Annotated in this window: 19 protein-coding genes; 6 read left to right on the top strand and 13 right to left on the bottom strand. The window is 72.3% G+C overall.

Annotation, left to right across the window (positions count from 1 at the left end; translation table 11 throughout):
* Positions 1 to 194: 194 nt before the first annotated feature.
* The 4 genes from IPK81_11690 to IPK81_11675 all read right to left on the bottom strand — a co-directional run bounded on the left by IPK81_11690 (position 195) and on the right by IPK81_11675 (position 5,643).
* On the bottom strand, positions 195 to 1,430 hold the full coding sequence (locus tag IPK81_11690; protein QQS14750.1) for a threonine ammonia-lyase: 1,236 nt from the start codon (positions 1,428 to 1,430) through the stop codon (positions 195 to 197).
* A 198-nt stretch (positions 1,431 to 1,628) separates the two neighbouring features.
* Entirely contained in the window at positions 1,629 to 2,324 is a 696-nt protein-coding gene (locus tag IPK81_11685) for an alpha/beta hydrolase (GenBank protein QQS14749.1), read from the bottom strand.
* 11 nt (positions 2,325 to 2,335) lie between these two features.
* A complete protein-coding gene (locus IPK81_11680; GenBank protein ID QQS14748.1) occupies positions 2,336 to 4,021 on the bottom strand; it encodes a heparinase II/III family protein in 1,686 nt (561 codons plus the stop codon).
* Between the two features lie 335 nt (positions 4,022 to 4,356).
* The gene (locus IPK81_11675; GenBank protein ID QQS14747.1) at positions 4,357 to 5,643 is read right to left on the bottom strand and encodes a methionine adenosyltransferase; all 1,287 of its coding nucleotides are present in this window, start codon (positions 5,641 to 5,643) and stop codon (positions 4,357 to 4,359) included.
* A 422-nt stretch (positions 5,644 to 6,065) separates the two neighbouring features.
* Between IPK81_11675 and IPK81_11670 the strand changes: the two genes are divergently transcribed.
* Complete coding sequence (locus tag IPK81_11670) at positions 6,066 to 6,386, top strand: hypothetical protein (GenBank protein ID QQS14746.1); 321 nt, start codon at positions 6,066 to 6,068, stop codon at positions 6,384 to 6,386.
* A 91-nt stretch (positions 6,387 to 6,477) separates the two neighbouring features.
* Here IPK81_11670 and IPK81_11665 read toward each other — a convergent pair whose 3' ends face one another.
* Positions 6,478 to 6,804, bottom strand: a complete 327-nt coding sequence (locus IPK81_11665; GenBank protein QQS14745.1) for a hypothetical protein — start codon at positions 6,802 to 6,804, stop codon at positions 6,478 to 6,480.
* A 56-nt stretch (positions 6,805 to 6,860) separates the two neighbouring features.
* A complete protein-coding gene (locus IPK81_11660) occupies positions 6,861 to 7,394 on the bottom strand; it encodes a hypothetical protein (protein ID QQS14744.1) in 534 nt (177 codons plus the stop codon).
* A gap of 157 nt (positions 7,395 to 7,551) precedes the next feature.
* Between IPK81_11660 and IPK81_11655 the strand changes: the two genes are divergently transcribed.
* Positions 7,552 to 7,953 carry a GFA family protein gene (locus tag IPK81_11655; protein QQS14743.1) on the top strand — a complete coding sequence of 134 codons (402 nt, stop codon included), beginning with the start codon at positions 7,552 to 7,554 and terminating at the stop codon, positions 7,951 to 7,953.
* 22 nt (positions 7,954 to 7,975) lie between these two features.
* Here IPK81_11655 and IPK81_11650 read toward each other — a convergent pair whose 3' ends face one another.
* Together IPK81_11650 and IPK81_11645 are read right to left on the bottom strand one after the other, a co-directional pair.
* A complete protein-coding gene (locus IPK81_11650) occupies positions 7,976 to 8,815 on the bottom strand; it encodes a hypothetical protein (GenBank protein QQS14742.1) in 840 nt (279 codons plus the stop codon).
* 225 nt (positions 8,816 to 9,040) lie between these two features.
* A complete protein-coding gene (locus IPK81_11645) occupies positions 9,041 to 9,388 on the bottom strand; it encodes a hypothetical protein (protein ID QQS14741.1) in 348 nt (115 codons plus the stop codon).
* A gap of 254 nt (positions 9,389 to 9,642) precedes the next feature.
* Between IPK81_11645 and IPK81_11640 the strand changes: the two genes are divergently transcribed.
* Both IPK81_11640 and IPK81_11635 read left to right on the top strand, forming a co-directional pair.
* Positions 9,643 to 9,984, top strand: coding sequence for a hypothetical protein (locus IPK81_11640; protein QQS14740.1), 342 nt, complete (start codon positions 9,643 to 9,645; stop codon positions 9,982 to 9,984).
* A 137-nt stretch (positions 9,985 to 10,121) separates the two neighbouring features.
* Positions 10,122 to 10,454, top strand: coding sequence for a hypothetical protein (locus tag IPK81_11635; protein QQS14739.1), 333 nt, complete (start codon positions 10,122 to 10,124; stop codon positions 10,452 to 10,454).
* A 2-nt stretch (positions 10,455 to 10,456) separates the two neighbouring features.
* On the opposite strand, the gene IPK81_11630 is transcribed toward IPK81_11635, so the two are convergent.
* From IPK81_11630 to IPK81_11610, 5 genes are all read right to left on the bottom strand, one after another.
* Positions 10,457 to 12,202 (bottom strand): glycosyltransferase family 4 protein, encoded by a 1,746-nt coding sequence (locus tag IPK81_11630; GenBank protein ID QQS14738.1) that lies wholly within the window; start codon positions 12,200 to 12,202, stop codon positions 10,457 to 10,459.
* A 151-nt stretch (positions 12,203 to 12,353) separates the two neighbouring features.
* A complete protein-coding gene (locus IPK81_11625; protein ID QQS14737.1) occupies positions 12,354 to 13,055 on the bottom strand; it encodes a VIT family protein in 702 nt (233 codons plus the stop codon).
* A gap of 288 nt (positions 13,056 to 13,343) precedes the next feature.
* A complete protein-coding gene (locus IPK81_11620; GenBank protein ID QQS14736.1) occupies positions 13,344 to 13,559 on the bottom strand; it encodes an antitoxin MazE family protein in 216 nt (71 codons plus the stop codon).
* A 138-nt stretch (positions 13,560 to 13,697) separates the two neighbouring features.
* Positions 13,698 to 14,438, bottom strand: coding sequence for a hypothetical protein (locus tag IPK81_11615; protein ID QQS14735.1), 741 nt, complete (start codon positions 14,436 to 14,438; stop codon positions 13,698 to 13,700).
* Between the two features lie 104 nt (positions 14,439 to 14,542).
* The gene (locus tag IPK81_11610) at positions 14,543 to 15,070 is read right to left on the bottom strand and encodes an MFS transporter (GenBank protein ID QQS14734.1); all 528 of its coding nucleotides are present in this window, start codon (positions 15,068 to 15,070) and stop codon (positions 14,543 to 14,545) included.
* A gap of 356 nt (positions 15,071 to 15,426) precedes the next feature.
* Here IPK81_11610 and IPK81_11605 point away from each other — a divergent pair, with 356 nt between their 5' ends.
* Positions 15,427 to 15,825: a HigA family addiction module antidote protein gene (locus tag IPK81_11605; protein ID QQS14733.1), complete on the top strand. Its 399-nt coding sequence runs from the start codon at positions 15,427 to 15,429 to the stop codon at positions 15,823 to 15,825.
* Between the two features lie 41 nt (positions 15,826 to 15,866).
* A complete protein-coding gene (locus IPK81_11600; GenBank protein QQS15070.1) occupies positions 15,867 to 16,151 on the top strand; it encodes a DUF433 domain-containing protein in 285 nt (94 codons plus the stop codon).
* Positions 16,152 to 16,184: the final 33 nt, after the last annotated feature.

Below are 16,184 nucleotides of genomic sequence, written 5' to 3'. Positions count from 1 at the left end.
GACGCGGCGGGGCTGCCGTATGGCCTGAGCAGCGGGGACGCGGCGGGGCTGTCGCATGGCCTGAGCCGCGGAGGCGCGCCAGCGCGGAGCGCGGACGAACACGCGTCCATTGCTCTTCGCCGTGTTCTCCCTTCTCCCCCGTCTTCGGGGGAGAAGGGAGGAGGCATACGTGATCGCCGCGCCCCGGCGCCCACTCACTCCTCCGCCGTGCCCTCGACCAGCTTGACCTTGTGGCCCTGCGCCACCAGCGCGTCGATCACCTCGCGCACATGGGCGCGGTCGCGGGTCTCCAGGGTGATGTCGAGCTCGGCGCTCTTGGCGGCGATGCCACCGAACAGGCGCTGGTGCTGGACCTCCAGGATGTTGCCGCCGGCGCGGCCGATCTGCGTCGCCACGGCGGCCAGCGCGCCGGGCCGGTCGTCGATCTTCACCCGCAGCCGCACGATACGCCCGTCGCGCACAAGTCCGCGCATGAGTATCGACGCCAGCAGCCGCGTGTCGATGTTGCCGCCGCACAGCACGAGGCCGACCACGCGGCCCTCGAACTTGTCGGGATGCGCGATCAACGCGGCGAGTCCCGCCGCGCCGGCGCCCTCGGCCACGGTCTTCTCGATCTCGAGGTACATCGCGATGGCGCGCTCGATCTCGACCTCGTCGACCAGCAGCACCTCGTCGACCAGCGCGCGGCAGATCGCCAGCGGCAGTTCGCCGGTGTCGCGCACCGCGATGCCCTCGGCGATGGTCTCGCCGCCGACCCGCACGGGATCGCCGTGCAGGCGCTGGTACAGCGCCGGGTAGCCCACCGTCTCGACGCCGACCACGCGGATCGAGGGTTTCAACCCCTTCGCCGCCACGGCGCAGCCCGCGATCATGCCGCCGCCGCCGACCGGCACCACCAGCGTGTCGATCTCCGGCGCGTCCTCCAGCATCTCCAGCGCCAGGGTGCCCTGGCCGGCGACGATGTCGGGATCGTCGTAGGGATGCACGAAGACGCGGTCCTCGGCCGTCGCGATGCGCCGCGCCTCCTCGGCCGCCTCGGCCAGGGTCGCGCCCTTGAGGATCACCTTGGCGCCGTGCGCGCGGGTGTGCTTGACCTTCACGTGCGGCGTGAACTCCGGCATCACGATGGTCGCGGGGATGCCCAGCCTGCCGGCGTGGTAGGCGACGCCCTGCGCGTGGTTGCCGGCCGACATCGCGATCACGCCGCGCTTGCGCTGGTCGTCGGGCAGCCGCGTCAGCTTGACCAGCGCGCCGCGCTCCTTGAACGAGGCCGTGAACTGCAGGTTCTCGAACTTCACCCGCACGTCGCAGCCGAACAGCTTCGACAGCGTGCGCGACCGCGACGTCGGCGTGCGCGCGACGTGGCCCGCGACGATGGCGGCCGCGGCGCGGATGTCGGCGAGGGTGAGGGAATGCGCGGACGAGGTCATCGCGTGATTTTAGCACGCTTCGACGGGTGGTCGCGCGGGGCCGGTCGTCCGGCCGCCCCGCCACTGCGATCGGACGCAGGGCCGGCGACACACCGCCACTGTCATCCCGAGCGCAGGGAGGGATCTAGTGCCGGCCCCTGGATCCCTCGCCGCGCTCGGGATGACAGTGGAGGCGTAGCGACGACACGACGTCGTCGGCTACGACACCGACTCCGCGACCCACTCCCTGATCACCGCCGCCAGGTCCCGCGGCCGTTCCAGCGGCGCCATGTGGCCGCAATCCTCGATCACCGCGAAGCGCGCGCGGGGCAGGTGCCTCGCCATGCGCTCCGTCTCCTCGAAGCGGCGCAGCCGGTCCTGCCGCGCCGCCACCACCAGCGCCGGGCAGGCGATCAGCTCGAGGTCGGCGTAGCCGTCGGCGCGCGTCAGCGAGAGCTGGCGGATCATCGTCTCCTTGCCCAGCCGCCGCGACATGCCGCGGAGACGGTCGAGCAATTCGGGATCGTTCTCGCGGTCGGGATGCAGCGCCTGCGAATGCGCCCGCCGCGCCACCCCGGCGCCGGCCGCGCCGCGGGCTTGCGCGATGCGCGCCTGCTTGGCGGCCTCCTCGGCCGGCGAGTTGCCCCTTGCCGACGAGCAGATGAACGCCACGCCCTCGACCCGCTCCGGCGCCATCAGCGCCAGCACGCGCGCCACGAAGCCGCCCATCGAGAAGCCGACGAGGATGAAGCGGTCCGGCGATTCGGCGAGCACCCGCCGCGCCATACCGTCCAGCGTGTCGTCGTCGTAGACGTTGCCATAGTGGGGCCGGCCGATCGCCTCGAGGTCGGGCAGCATGTCCGTCCACAGATCCGCGTCGCACATGAAACCGGGCAGCAGGACGATGTCGCGCATGCGGTCCGCGCCTAGCCCTCGACCCGGGTGAAGGCCCATTTGACCTTGGCGCCGTCGGCGCCCAGCCCGCCGACCAGCGAGACCTGCTGCGCCCGGCGGATGCGTTCGCCGTCGCCCAGCCACACGGTGTCCGAGACGCCGATCGTGGCGCCCGAGGCGCGCACCCGCCAACCCTCGCCCGACGGCAGGCGCAGCAGCGCGCTGGCGCCGGACTGCGCCAGCGACGCCTTGACCTCGTGGTGCAGGTGGAAGCGGATGGCGAATTTGCGGCCCTGCGCCGTGGCCTTGATCGGCCGCCCGTCGACGCCCTCCAGCGTGTCCTCGCCGCGCAGGTCGAGCCCGTCGCCCGACAGCCACAGCCGGCGGCGGTGGGTGACGCCGTAGAGCGTGCGGTAGCCCTCGTGGCTGGCCTCGACCCAGGTGGCGCCGTCCTGCTCGGTGCGCGCCGCCACGACGTTGCCGGCGGGATATTGCAGGCCGCCGCCGTCGACGACCTCCGAGGTGTTGGTGTCGTCGATGATGGCGGTGGCGTGCGCCGCGGTGTTGCGCATGGCCTGGCGCCACTCCGCCACCAGCCCGTCATAGGCGCCGCAATTGCCGAACACGCGCTGGGCGCCGACCGAGAACTCGACCGACAGCGTGCCGGCGTGGGCGCCGAGATCGAGGCCCGGCGCCGGCGGCGCGCCGCAATCCATCAGCGCCAGCGCCCGGCCGGCCGAGAGCCGCTGGAAGCCACCCTGGACCGCCGCCAGCGGCGCCGGCGTGATGTCGCCGGAGCGGGCGAGGATCAGGTCGAGCAGGGCGGGATCGCCGCGGTCGGCCCCGTTGAACAGCGCCAGCCCGCCGTCGCCGTGGCGGAAGAAGCGCAGCATCGGGGCGGCCCGGTCGATGGTCGCCTGCAGCGCTGTCGGCGCCGGCCGCTCGGCCGACAGCAGCACGGTGCGGATGTCGATGAGGTGCCGCAGCGCGGCGGCCTGCGCCGCCGGGTTGCGGTCGGCCACCGCGCCGTCGGGCAGCACGACGCGCGGCAGCTGCGTCGCCAGCCGCTCGAGGTCGCGCGCCAGCGCCTTCTCGTGCGCCGGCCCGGCGCGCAGGAAGGCGGCGTCGACGATGATCGCGGCCTTCAGTGCCGCCAGCAGCCGCGAGCCGGCCAGCTTGCCGCGCAGCAACCGTTCGAGATGGCGCCGCTGGCGCGCCAGGCTGGCCACCAGCCGTCCGGCGAAGGCGCCCGGCACGGTCGTGCCCGAGGCGAGGAAATCGTAGTGCCGCACCCAGTTGGCCAGCCGCGCCGCGATCACGTCGTCGCGCCACGACACCGCCGACCAGCGTTGGTTGGCGGCCATCCAGTCCTCGACCATGGCGGCCGCCAGGGTGGCGCCGTCGGCGCCGCCGAAATCGCGCAGGTCGCGCAGCCAGTCGAAGCGGTGCAGGGCCGCCAGCCACGCCGGGTCGGAGGCGGCGCGGTGCCACGCCTGGGTGTTGAAATCGTCGGAGCGTCCGGCCGCCACCAGCCGCCCGCCCAGCAGCGAAGTGGCGTGGTTGGGCTCGCCCGGCCACGGGTCCGGCGCCACCGCCATAAACGCGCCCGGCGGCTTGGCGCGCAGCGCCAGGGCGTAGAACGGCGAGCCGTACCAGGCGAGCCGCAGCGCCTCGCCCAGCGGACGCGGCGCCGGGCGCGCCGGCGACGGGGTCGTCATCCCCGGGCCGTCCCCGTCCGTGATCGCCACGCCCTTGGCCATCGGCCCGATTCCGCCCCGCCTGTCGTGGTTTCCGCCCGGCCTGCCGCCGCCGCGCGGGAATCGAATCGACCTAACACCCGGAGTCCGGGCCGGCAAGCGACGCCGGCGGTGTGAGGCGTGTCACGCCCCGATACCGCCGCCGGCGCCATGATGCGCCGTCCGCGACCATCACGACGAGGTCTGGATTCCTCCGGTGAGATGAGCGGGCGCGGCCGCCGGGAGATCGACATCGCCCGCGACGAAAAAGGGCGGACCGTCGGGTCCGCCCTTCCTCGTCTCAGGATGGACGACGGCTACTTCGCCCCGAACGCCCGCCGCAGCTCGGGCACCAGGTCGGTGCGCTCCCACGAGAAGCCGCCGTCCTTGTCGGGCTTGCGGCCGAAATGGCCGTAGGCGGCGGTGCGCTCGTAGATCGGCTTGTTGAGCTGCAGGCCGCGGCGGATGTTGGTCGGCCGCAGCGGGAACACCTCCGACAGCACGCGCTCCAGCTTGCGCTCGTCGACCTCGCCGGTGCCCTGGGTGTCGACGTAGAGCGACATCGGCTCGGCGACGCCGATGGCGTACGCGACCTGGATCATGCAGCGCTCGGCGAGGCCGGCAGCGACCACGTTCTTGGCCAGATAGCGCGCGGCGTAGGCGGCCGAGCGGTCGACCTTGGTCGGGTCCTTGCCCGAGAAGGCGCCGCCGCCGTGCGGCGCATAGCCGCCGTAGGTGTCGACGATGATCTTGCGCCCGGTCAGGCCACAGTCGCCGTCCGGTCCGCCGACCACGAAATTGCCCGTCGGATTGACGAAGAAATCGGCCGCCTTCTTGGGCATCCAGCCGGCCGGCAGCGACTTCGCCACGTGGCCCGCGATCATCTCGCGGATCTTGCCGGAATTGTACTTGCGGCCCTTGGTGTCGTTCTCGCGGTGCTGCGTGGAGACCACCACCTTGGCGGCGCCCACCGCCTTGCCGTCGACGTAGCGCACCGTCACCTGGCTCTTGGCGTCGGGCTGCAGGTCGGGCAGCTCGCCCGAGCGCCGCGCCTTGCTCAGCGTCTCCAGGATCTTGTGCGAGAAGTAGATCGGGGCCGGCATGAACGAGCCCTTCTCGTAGGCCTCGCTGTCGCGGCAGGCGAAGCCGAACATCAGGCCCTGGTCGCCGGCGCCCTCCTGCTCGCCGAGATTGCCGCCCTTCTTCTTGGCGTCGACGCCCATGGCGATGTCGGGCGACTGGCCGTGCAGCAGCACCTCGACGTCGGCGCCGTGCCAGCTGAAGCCGTCCTGGTCGTAGCCGATCTTCTTGACCACCTTGCGCGCGATCTCGGCGATGGCCTCGCGGTTGACCACGGTGTGGCGGCCGTATTTCCGCATGTACGGCTCGCTGGCCCGGCCCTCGCCGGCGATGACGATCTTGTTGGTCGTCGTCAGCGTCTCGCAGCCCAGCCGGGTGTTGACCGCGCTCTGGTCCTCGATGCCCAGCTTCACGTCATGGGCGATGAAGGCGTCGAGGATGGCGTCCGAGATCTGGTCGCACACCTTGTCGGGATGGCCTTCGGAGACCGATTCGCTGGTGAAAAGATAGTCCTTGAGCGCCACGGCGCGTGCTCCTTCGCTTCACGTTGGACCGGGAGGTCGAGCCGGGTCGCCTGGCAGGGCGCCGTCCCGCTTAGCCTGTGATGACGCGGCGGCAAGGGGTCCGAAATCTTTCCGCGGCCGGGCGGGGCGGATGGGCCCCGCGCGGCGGCGCTAGAAAGAATCGAAACGGCTGGAAAATCAAGGGATTTCCGGTCGCGGCGGGGGTGGAAATGGGGGATTCGGGGGTGGATCGGCGTGGAGTCGGCCCCCACCGTCGCCCCGAGCGCCAGCGAAGGACCTCGGCGCGGGGTCGGGATCGCGACGCCGGCATCGGGACTGACACCGTCGTCGCGCAGTGGCAGGCTTGGCCGCCCGCGCCGCGCCACGCGGACGCGTGCCGCGCTCATCCGCGCCCGGGCGACGACTCGCATGGGGAATGCCGCATGAGGATCAGCATCGACGGCCTGACGGAGGCCGAACTGATCGACCTCAACAACCGGGTCGTCGAGCGGCTGAAGCTGTTCAGCCAGGCACGCGCGCACGTGGCGATGACGGCGTTCAAGATCGGCGACCGCGTGGCGTTCGAGACCCGGGACGCCGCGGTCGTGGTGGGCATGCTGACGCGGCACAATAAGAAATCCGTGACCGTCGTCAGCGACGCCGGCCAGACTTGGAACGTGGGCCCGGGCCTCTTGAGACTGGCGGGCGACAAAGCGTCTACATCCGGCGCGGCCGTCATCATCGAGAACGAGACGAGCGAGTAGAGCGAACGCGGTTCCGCTTGTAAAATGGCGGGCATCCCGAGCCGCCTCGCGACGGAAATACCGTTCCGCCGGCGTGACCCTGAAGCCGCGTCTACCGCCCCGTCACCCGCCGCGCGCAGCCCTCGCCGATCTCCTTGAGCGCCGCCATCGTGTCCGGCGCCTGCGTCCGCGCGGCGTCGTCGATGGCCTTGTAGTCGGGATAGCGCGCCTCGGTCTCCCGCACGCTGCATTCGCAATAGGGCTGGCAGAGGTGGCGCGCCTGCGGTCCCGCCGAGCGTTCGCACGACGGCAGGCAGTCGGCGGTGGCCTGCGCGCGGTCGCTGGCGCGCCATTGCGCGTGGGCCGATGAGGCGGCGAGGATGATCGACGCGGCGAGGACGAGCCGCGCCAGAATTCGTGGCGACGATTCGATGCGCATGTCGTGGGTCCTCCGTTCCGTGCGGGCCGCGGGGATGGCGCCGAAGGCGGCCGGGTTCATCCGTGTCCGTGCGGCGTGGTTCCGCTCCGTGCCGCCGGCTCGTGGAAGAACAGCGCGATGGCGCGCTCGCGCCCCAACGCGCGCGACATCTCGCGGACGCACGCGAAGCCGAGCAGGATGAGGACCACCCACAGCTGCACCGTCCAGAAATGCGGCCACGACACCTCGGCCAGCACGCGGCGGTGCGCCTCCGCCAGCCCCGCGCTTCCGCCCCAGGCGTGCAGCAGCCGCTCGGCGTAGCGCACGATCAGCGAGCCGACGACATAGATCGCGGTCTTCCACAGCGCGTTGACCACCGGCGGCCGGCGCTGGAAGCGCTCGACGAACGGCACATGGTCGGCCAGGACCACGACCTTCGACACCACCAGCGCGCCCAGCAGGGCGTTGAGGAAGGAGGAGACGTGGATTCCGCGGGCGCCCAGCAGCAACGCCTCGGTCAGCGCGATCAGCTCGAAGGCGACCGTGAAGTAGAGCATGATCGGCAGCAGGATCCGCAGCTCCTCCACCACTTTCTCGCCGATGCTCGACATGCCCACTCCCCCTCGCGGTCGCGCCATTCCGCCTCGGACGCAGGATAGCCCGTCCGCCGGCGGCGCGGAACTCCCGCCCGTCCGCGCGCCGGCGGGGGCCTGCCGGCCGGCGCCGGCCGTGCGATAGTCCCAGCTTCCGTCGCGCGAGGAGGACGACATGGCGATCACCGGCGGCTGCCACTGCGGCGCGATCCGCTACGAGGTCGAGGGCGCGGCGCTGACGCACGCGCTCTGCCACTGCGTCGACTGCCGGCGCCACGCCGGCGCGCCGATGGTCGGCTGGACCATGTATCCCGCGGCCGCGCTCAAGGTCGTGAAGGGCGCGCCGAAGGTCTACCAATCCTCGGCGCATGGGCGCCGGCATTTCTGCGGGGATTGCGGCACCGGCGTGTTCTACGCCAACGCCGAGGTGCTGCCGGGCATCGTCGACGTCCAGAGCGCGACCTACGACGACCCCGACGCCGTGCCGGCGCAAGCGCACATCCAGGTCGCCGACCGCATCCACTGGATGGAGCGCGCCCACGAGCTGCCGATGTTCGAGCGGTATCCGCCGACGTAGGGGATGAGAGCGCGCGAAGTCGTTAGAGCCTTGCGGCGACGGCCGTTACGAGAGCGCCAAAGATCGCGACGAATACGCCCAAGACTGCTGCCATGGCCCGGACCGGCCGGCCCTCGAACGGCAAGAAGAAGAACACTCGACGGACGAGTAGCGAGAATGCCGGTACCCGTCCCATCAACGCGACGGTCGCGGAAACGAACAGCGGGAAGGCGCTGATGGCCGTCGCGTAGAGATAGACGCTGGTCAGGTTGCCGAAGTTCGCCGCGCCCAGAAGGGTTGGCCCCACCGCATTCAAAGCCAATGTCTCGTTGCCTTTGAAGGCGCCGCCGAACCGCGCGAAGAGAACATAGGTCACTGCGGTCGCCGCGCAGAACGCCGAGACCCTCAGCGCGATGTCGGCCGTCAGCGCCAGAACGGCGTTCTCGCGCACCGCGACAACAGAACGCGAGAGCCAGCCATGGACGGCGAAGCAGACATGGTTCACGACCACGACCACCAACAGGCCGTTTCCTAGAAACTGAGCCAGGAAACGCGACCGCGCGTCCGGGTCCGTACGCAGCGTGGTCCAGAAGCCGGCGACGCTAGACACGTAGAGAATCGCCAGAACGCCCACTGCGGCGGCTGAGAATACGACGTTGTTGAGCACGAAACGGCCGATCGGTACGGTCGGGCCGAAGTAGCGCGCCATCAGTTCCACGGGAGGCGACGGGGAGACTGCGCGATCGGCGAGGGTGGCGTACAGGTGTTTGCGGCCAGCCTCTGACAGCATGTCGTCACCCTTCCAAAGCGCCCCGACGTAGAGCGCGACAATCCCCGCCCCGCGCGTGATATGGTTGACGACATCGCCGAGCGCTATTTCCACTGGTCACCTCCCGCTCAATTGCCTTGCTGCAAGGATCCGGCCTTCAAGCCGATCAGCGCGATTCGCTCTCCGACTACGCTCCTGGAGCAGCGCTGCAAAACGGAAAATTAAGCTGCTGCGGCCCCCAAGGAAATGCTCTCTGCAGGCTTGGCACCGGCAAGACTCGGCTCGCTAGGCCCTGTGTCGCGCGCGCCGTCCACCGGACGGGCGGCCGTAGCGGGATGCCTACAGGTTCCAGCCGCGCGACCGCAGGACGCGCCGGCGGAACGCCGCGATGTTCTCGTCCTGGAGATCCTCGCGGGTCGCCATCGCGATCGTGTCCTGCGGCCGCCACCGGTCCACGTCCCACCAGCGTCCCTTGTCGACCACCATGTAGTAGGCGACCTCGAACGGCGACATGGACGAGACGATCTGGACGGTCGCGCCCAGCGCGATGTCGGCGGGCCACGAGGCGGGATGGTCGAACGGAACCCGCTTGCCGCGCTTGAGCAGCATGACGCGCGGCGGCGGCACGGGCCGCTTCGCCTTGGTGGTGGATTTCGCGGACTTGGTCCTGGTCTTCGCCTTGGCCATGTTGGCTCCCCCTGCCGACGCTTGGACGACGCGCCACGCACGACCATAGTCTCCGTGGGTCGCGCCCAGTGTGGCGCCGACCACACACGCGGCGCCGCGCCGCGACCTTGGTGCGCGGCGTCCGGTTCCGCAACCGCGGCGTCGGCGGAGCGGGGCGTTCCGTGGTATCGTCGGCGATCACGACGCGTCCGGCTGTGGAGTCACACCAGTCGTGGATGGCGCGAGCGGCCATCCACCCTTCGGGGAGGCCATCGATGTTCACCAAGCGATACGCCGCCGCGTACGGGCTGCTCTTCCTTCTGACGCTCATGTCCGGCATGGCCCCGTTGCTGCTGAGCGGCAGGGCCGACGCCACCGTGTTCGCCGTCGTCCTGGTCACGGCCTTCGTCGTGCCCTTCGTGCTGATCTGGGGCGCGCGGCGGATGGGCTACCCCGTCGGCGAGGCGGTGATCTGCGCGCGCTGCGGCGCCGAGCAGCCGATGTTCCGCAAGCCGGCCGACGCCGCCCAGGCGCTGCGCGGCGGCTACGATTGCCGCGGCTGCGGCGCCAAACTCGACGCGCGCGGCCGCGAGATCGCGACCGGCGCGGGCGGCTGACGCCGCCGGGCCGCGCGATCCCCGCGCGCGGCGGCCGCGCCGCTTCGTGCTAGGCTGGATCACGACGCGCCCATCGCTCGAGTGAACGCCTGTCGTGGATGGCGGATGCGGCCGTCCACCCCGCGGGGAGGCCGCCGATGTCCGCCAAGCGCTACGCCTTCTGGTACGCGTTGTTGTTCGCCGTCGCGTTCACGCCCGCCGCGTTGTCGATCTGGAGCGGCGGCTTCCGGATATTCCCGATCGTCGTCGCGTCGATCGTGGCCGCCGTCATCCCCGTGGTCCTGATCTGGCTGGCGCGGCGGCTCGGCTTTCCGGTCGCCGAAGCCGTCGCCTGCGCGCGCTGCGGCGCAGCGCAGCCGATGTTCCGCGTGCCGGCGGACGCCGGCCGGAGCGCTGCGCGGCGGCTACGACTGCGCGGCTGCGGCGCCAAGCTCGACGCGCGCGGCCGCGAGATCGCCGGCGGCCGCTGACGCTATTCCAGCGGCGGCGGCCGATCCGGCACGGCGATGCGGTCGTCGATCGCGATCAGACCGGCTTTCAGGAACCACGCGAGACCGCGCACCAGCGCGTCGCGGCGGCCCGGCGCGGCGGCGCGCTCCAGCAGCTCGGCGACGCTCATGCCGTCGGCCGCCAGCGCCAGCGCCGCGCGCACCGCGGCGATCTCCTCCTGCCGCGGCATGACCGTCTCGCCGGCGCGCAGCAGCGGATGCTCCAGGGTCGCGGCCCACGCGGCGGCGTCGCGCGAGTCGGCGGCGCGCACGCGGCTGCGCGCGCCGTAGGTGTAGGTCGGGTAGTGGCCGAACATGCGGAAGGGATCGGGGTGCAGCGGATTGACCGAGCGTCCCGCCGCGCGCGAAGCGGGCGAAGGCGCGGCGGCGCGGATCGCGGCCAGCTCGCCCCAGAGCTCGCGGTACATCGCGTAGATCCGCCGCCACTCGAACGTGTCGTGCGCGCGTCGGCGTCCCGCGAGAGTCATGCGCCGGCGGAGGTCGGCGTTGTCGATCAGCGCCGCGTAGGCGTCGGCCGCCGCGCCGATGTCGACGGCGGCGTTGAGCGCCGCGCCGGCGATGTACATGTCGTAGCTGTCGACGCCGGCGAGATGGCGCTGCGCCATCGCCTCGCCGAAGCCCGGCGGCGTCTGCGTCGTGGCGATCAGGAATCCGTCGACGCCGTCGCGCACCGTCTCGCGGTAGCCGTCCCAGTCGGCGGCCACGACCGGCAGGCCGGCGGCCATCGCCTCGACCGGCGCGAGACCGAAGGTCTCCTGGACGTTGTCGACCAGCGAGGTGAAGAGATCGCCCATCGCCCATACTTCGGCGCGCACCGAAGCGTCGCGGCCGTCGAGGAAGTGGCACGTGACCGACGGGCACAGCTTGGCGGCGCCGTCCTTGAACGCGCTCTCGATGTGCGGCGTGCCGAACCAGCCGGCCTGCACGAGATGCACCTTGCGGCCGCAGCGCTTCGCCGCCGCCTCGAGCGCGACGTACATCGGATAGGGATTCGCCTTGGCGTGGAACGCCAGCCTTCCGACGAACAGCGCCACCACGTCGTCGGGCGCGATCCCGAGCGCGTGGCGGCGGCGCTCGCGCGCGGCGCGCATCGCCGAGGTCGTGGTGTCGAACTGGTCGGTGTGCACGCCCAGCGGAATCACCGGCAGCCTCAGGCGCGCGGCCGGCGGCGCGGCCATGCCGAGGCGCTCCGCGAGATAGTCCGCGTTCTCGGCCAGCAGATGGGCGACGGCGCGGCGCACCGCCTCCGACGTGCAGATCACCGCGTCCCACGCCTCGTAGGGCGCGGTGAGATACTGCGCCAGCGCCTTCTGCGCGCCGGCCGAGGAGATTGTGTGCGTGACGCCGGTCAGCGAGTAGGCGCGCGGATCGCCGAACCTGCGCAGCCACGCCTCGTCGTGCAGCACCGGATCGGGACGGTAGAGGCAGCCCGCTTTGGCGAGGCCGGCGATGTCGCCGTGGCGCACCCAGCGCGCCTGCCGCGCCTGCGCCGCCGGCGCGCCGCTGTCGTTCATCGCCGCGATCACGCGCGCGAAGACCTGCGTCTCCTCCGGCCGCGCGGCGTAGACGTGCAGCTCGCTCGACGGATCGTAGCGGGCGACGGCGCGCAGGAACGCCTCGCTGGCGACCTGGCGGCCCATCATGCGTTTGGTCGGATCGAATTCCTCGGCCTTGTAGTAGATCGCGGCGGAGGCGGTGGGCGCGGCCATGCGGGCTTTCACGTGATGCGGTGGCGCGCATCATCGCCGCGCCGCGACTCCGCGACAAGCCCTCGGCGCGCCACGCGCGCCCGCCGCGTCACGCGCGTCCACCGCGCTGCGCGCCCGCCCGTCGCGCCGCGCGCGTCGCCGTCGCGCCGCGTCACACCGCCGTGCCGAACACCGCGCCGACGCCGGCGGTCAGCGCCATCGCCAGCGCGCCCCAGAAGGTGACGCGGACGGTGGCGCGCGCGACTCCCGCGCCGCCGGCCCGCGCGCCCAGCGCGCCCAGCGCCGCGAGGAATACCAGCGACGCCGCCGACACCACCGGCGCGAGGACGCCGGCCGGCGACACCACGACCGCCAGCAGCGGCAGCGCCGCGCCGACCGCGAAGGTCGCGGCCGAGGTCAGCGCGGCCTGCACCGGACGCGCGGTCGTGATCTCGGAGATGCCCAGCTCGTCGCGCGCGTGCGCGCCCAGCGCGTCCTTGGCCATGAGCTGCTCGGCGACCTGTCGCGCGAGATCGGGCGACACGCCGCGGCCGACGTAGATGCCGGCCAGCTCCTCGCGCTCGCGCTCGACCTCGGTCGCCAGCTCCAGCGACTCGCGCGCGAGGTCGGCGCGCTCGGTGTCGGATTGCGAGCTGACCGACACGTACTCGCCCGCCGCCATCGACATCGCGCCGGCCACGAGTCCCGCGACGCCGACCAGGAGGATGTCGGCGCGCGAGGCGTGCGCGGCGGCGACGCCGACGATCAGGCTGGCGGTCGAGACGATGCCGTCGTTGGCGCCGAGGATCGCCGCCCGCAGCCAGCCGATACGCGCCACGAGATGGGTTTCGGGATGCAGGCGCAGACGTGGCATCGGATCCTCCGGGTCGGTGACCGGGCACCGTACACCCGGAGACGGGCGACGCGTTGATCCACCGCATGCCGGAGATGGCGTCGCACGGGCGGTCGCGCCGACTCCTCTGTCATCCCAAGTATCGCGAGGGATCCAGGGTTCTCGCCTGGATCCCTCGCGATGCTCGGGATGACAGCAGGCGTGATCGCGCGCCGTGCGCCGGTGGACACGGCGGTATCGACGCGCCCGATGAAAGATCCCTCGCTACGCTCGGAATGACAGGTGGGGCGTGATCGCGCGTTGGTTCGTTCAGCGCGACCGCGCGTCGCCCTCGTTATCCTCGACCGATTCGATCCAGCGCAGGATCTCCGTCTCGGCCGGATCGTCGTGGAGCAGAAGCGACTGCCGCCGGCACTCCGCGGCGAACGACGCCGAGCGCGTGTCCGGCACCCATAGCGTGACCCGCCGCAGTCCGGCGTTTCGCCGTGGCGCGCTGTCGGAGGATGTCTGCTTGGTGCGGGCCATGGGGCAGTATGTGGGAATGCGCCGGTATCTGTCATCCCGAGCGGAGCGAGGGATCCACGTGCCGCCCCTGGATCCCTCGCTCCGCTCGGGATGACACGAGGGCGTGATCGCGCGTCGTGCCCCGTGATCTCGCCGCTCCTAAGCCGCCACCGCCTCCACCCGCGGCGGCAGGGCGCGGAGGCCGGAGAGCGGCGGGGTGAGGGCGATGACGGCGGTGGAGGCGGCGAAGCTGGCGGCGACCAGGGCCAGCGCGGCCTCGTAGCCGGCCAGCGCGGCGACCGCGCCGGCCGCCGCCGCGCCGAGCGGGCGGATGCCGTAGATCGCCATCTGGATGGTGGCGCTGACGCGGCCCAGCAGGTCGGGCGGCGTCACGAGCTGGCGGATCGTGGTCTGGCACACCAGCCACAGCATCGGGCCGAAGCCGATCAGGAACCACGCCGCGCCGGCGCACAGCGCGCCCGCGTCGCCGGGCGGCGCCACCAGCAGCAGCGCCGCGGCCACCACCGACAGGCCGGGTCCGCCCAGCAGCGTCCAGCGCGGCGCCGCCGCGCGCAACGCCGCCGCCGCCGTCAGCGCGCCCGCGATCAGGCCGGCGCCGTAGGCGGATTGCACCACGCCGGCGGTCGCGGGATCGAGCGCGAGATGGCGCAGCGCCAGCGGCACGTAGAGCGCCATGAATCCGAAGAACGCGAAGTTCCAGAACAGCGCGCACAGCGCGATGCCGCGCAGGAGAGGTTGCGCGAGCACGAACGCGGCGCCTTCGCGGATGGCGAGGAGGGGGGAGGGCTTGGTCGCTGCGACCTCGTGCGTGAAGCCAGTTGCGCCGGCGTTCGGTGCGCTGTCGCGGGCGGGCGCGCTGTCGCGTGCGAAGCCCCTCACCCCGACCCTCTCCCCGCCTTCGCGGGGAGAGGGGGAAGATGACGGCGGCGTCGATGCGCCGCGCGAGGGAGAAGAGGTCGGCACGCGGATGGCGAGGGCGCAGGCTAGGGCGGCCAGGGCGGCGGCGAGGGGGCGAGGACGTAGGCCCAGGCGGGGGAGAGGTGCGCGGCGAGCGCGCCGGCGATCGCGGGCGCGGCCAGGGTGACCACGGCGCGGGCCAGCTCGAGCCGCGCGTTGAGCCGCGGCAGATCGCCGGCCGCGACCAGCCTCGGGGCGGCGGCGTTGGCGGCCAGCGTCAGCGCGACCACGCCGATGCCGGTGACGAACACCGCGACGCCGAGCGCCGGCAGCGCGCCGGCGAACGCCGCGATCGCCGCCGCGCCCAGCGCCAGCGCCGCCAGCGCCTGCGCCGCCACGATCACGCGCCGCGCCGGCTGGCGGTCGACGATCACGCCGGCCGGCAGGGTCGCCACCAGCCACGCCGCGCTCTGCGCCGCCACCAGCGCGCCGACCATGCCGGGCCCGCCCTCGCCCGCGAGCACGGCGGTCAGCGGCAACGCCGCCAGCGCCAGCTGGTCGGCGGCGTGCGCGCCGGCGGAGGTGGCGATCAGCGGGGCGATGGGTCGGGACATGGCGGCGGCTCCGGTGGGTGCGGCCGGGAAGATGAGGGCGATGGCGCCGTGGCGATATCCGGCGTCGTGCGTCGTATTCGCGTCCCGATCCGCCGCGTCGGCGCCATCGACATGTCGTCGACGTCGTCGATGACCGACGCACCGACCGCCCCACCGTCATCCCGAGCAAGCGCCGCAGGCGCGCCGTCGAGGGATCTTTCCGCGACGCTCGACCGCGACAAGATCCCTCGACTACGGCGCTACGCGCCTCCGCTCGGGATGACGGTTGAGAGATCGCGGACGAGCGGCGGGCGCACCGCCGCCAGCCACGACCACTGCTGTCATCCCGAGCGAAGCGAGGGACCTAGGCGCGGTGGATGACCTGGATCCCTCGCTTCGCTCGGGATGACAGATTTGCTGTACAATCCACCGCCCTCAAGACGACACGCGGAACGCCATTCGTGAAGACGACCACCACCAGACGACGCCTTCCCCCGCCGCACCCCGGCGAGGTGCTGGCGCTCGATTTCCTCGGGCCGCTGGCGCTGAGCAAGTACCGGCTGGCGCGCGCCACGGGGATGGCGGCGACGCGGATCGGGGAGATCTGCGCCGGCCGCCGCGGCGTCACCGCCGACACCGCGCTGCGGCTGGGCCGCGCGCTGGGCACGACGCCGCAATTCTGGATGAACCTCCAGGCGGCCTACGACCTCGACCTCGCGACCGACGCGCTGGGCAAGACGCTGGAGCGGCGGGTCGAGCGGCTGGTGGCGGCGTAGCCTTCCCGGTCCGGTCCATCCCGCCGCGGTTCCGGCCGCACATCACAGCGACGCCGGCCGTCCAGGGCGGCGCGCCCGTCGTCAGGGGCACGCGGATTCCGGTCCGCATGGTGGTCGAGCTGTGGCGGCAGCGCGCCACGCCGGTGGAGCTGTTCCGCGACTACGGCCTGACCGTCCCGCAGATCCGCGCCTGCCTCCGGTACCACGACCGTCCCCACCGTCATCCCGGGCAAGCGCCGCAGGCGCGCCGTCGCAGGATCTTTCCGCGCCGCTGGACCGCGACAAGATCCCTCGACTACGGCGCTGCGCGCCTCCGCTCGGGATGACGGGAGGGAGGCCGTGGCCGTGGCATGACCCAT

It is taken from the genome of Rhodospirillales bacterium, from assembly GCA_016699855.1.
Taxonomy (GTDB): Bacteria; Pseudomonadota; Alphaproteobacteria; order Reyranellales; family Reyranellaceae.
The sequence above is the reverse complement of the archived record's forward strand: the minus strand, read 5'-3'. Positions and strand labels throughout refer to the sequence as shown.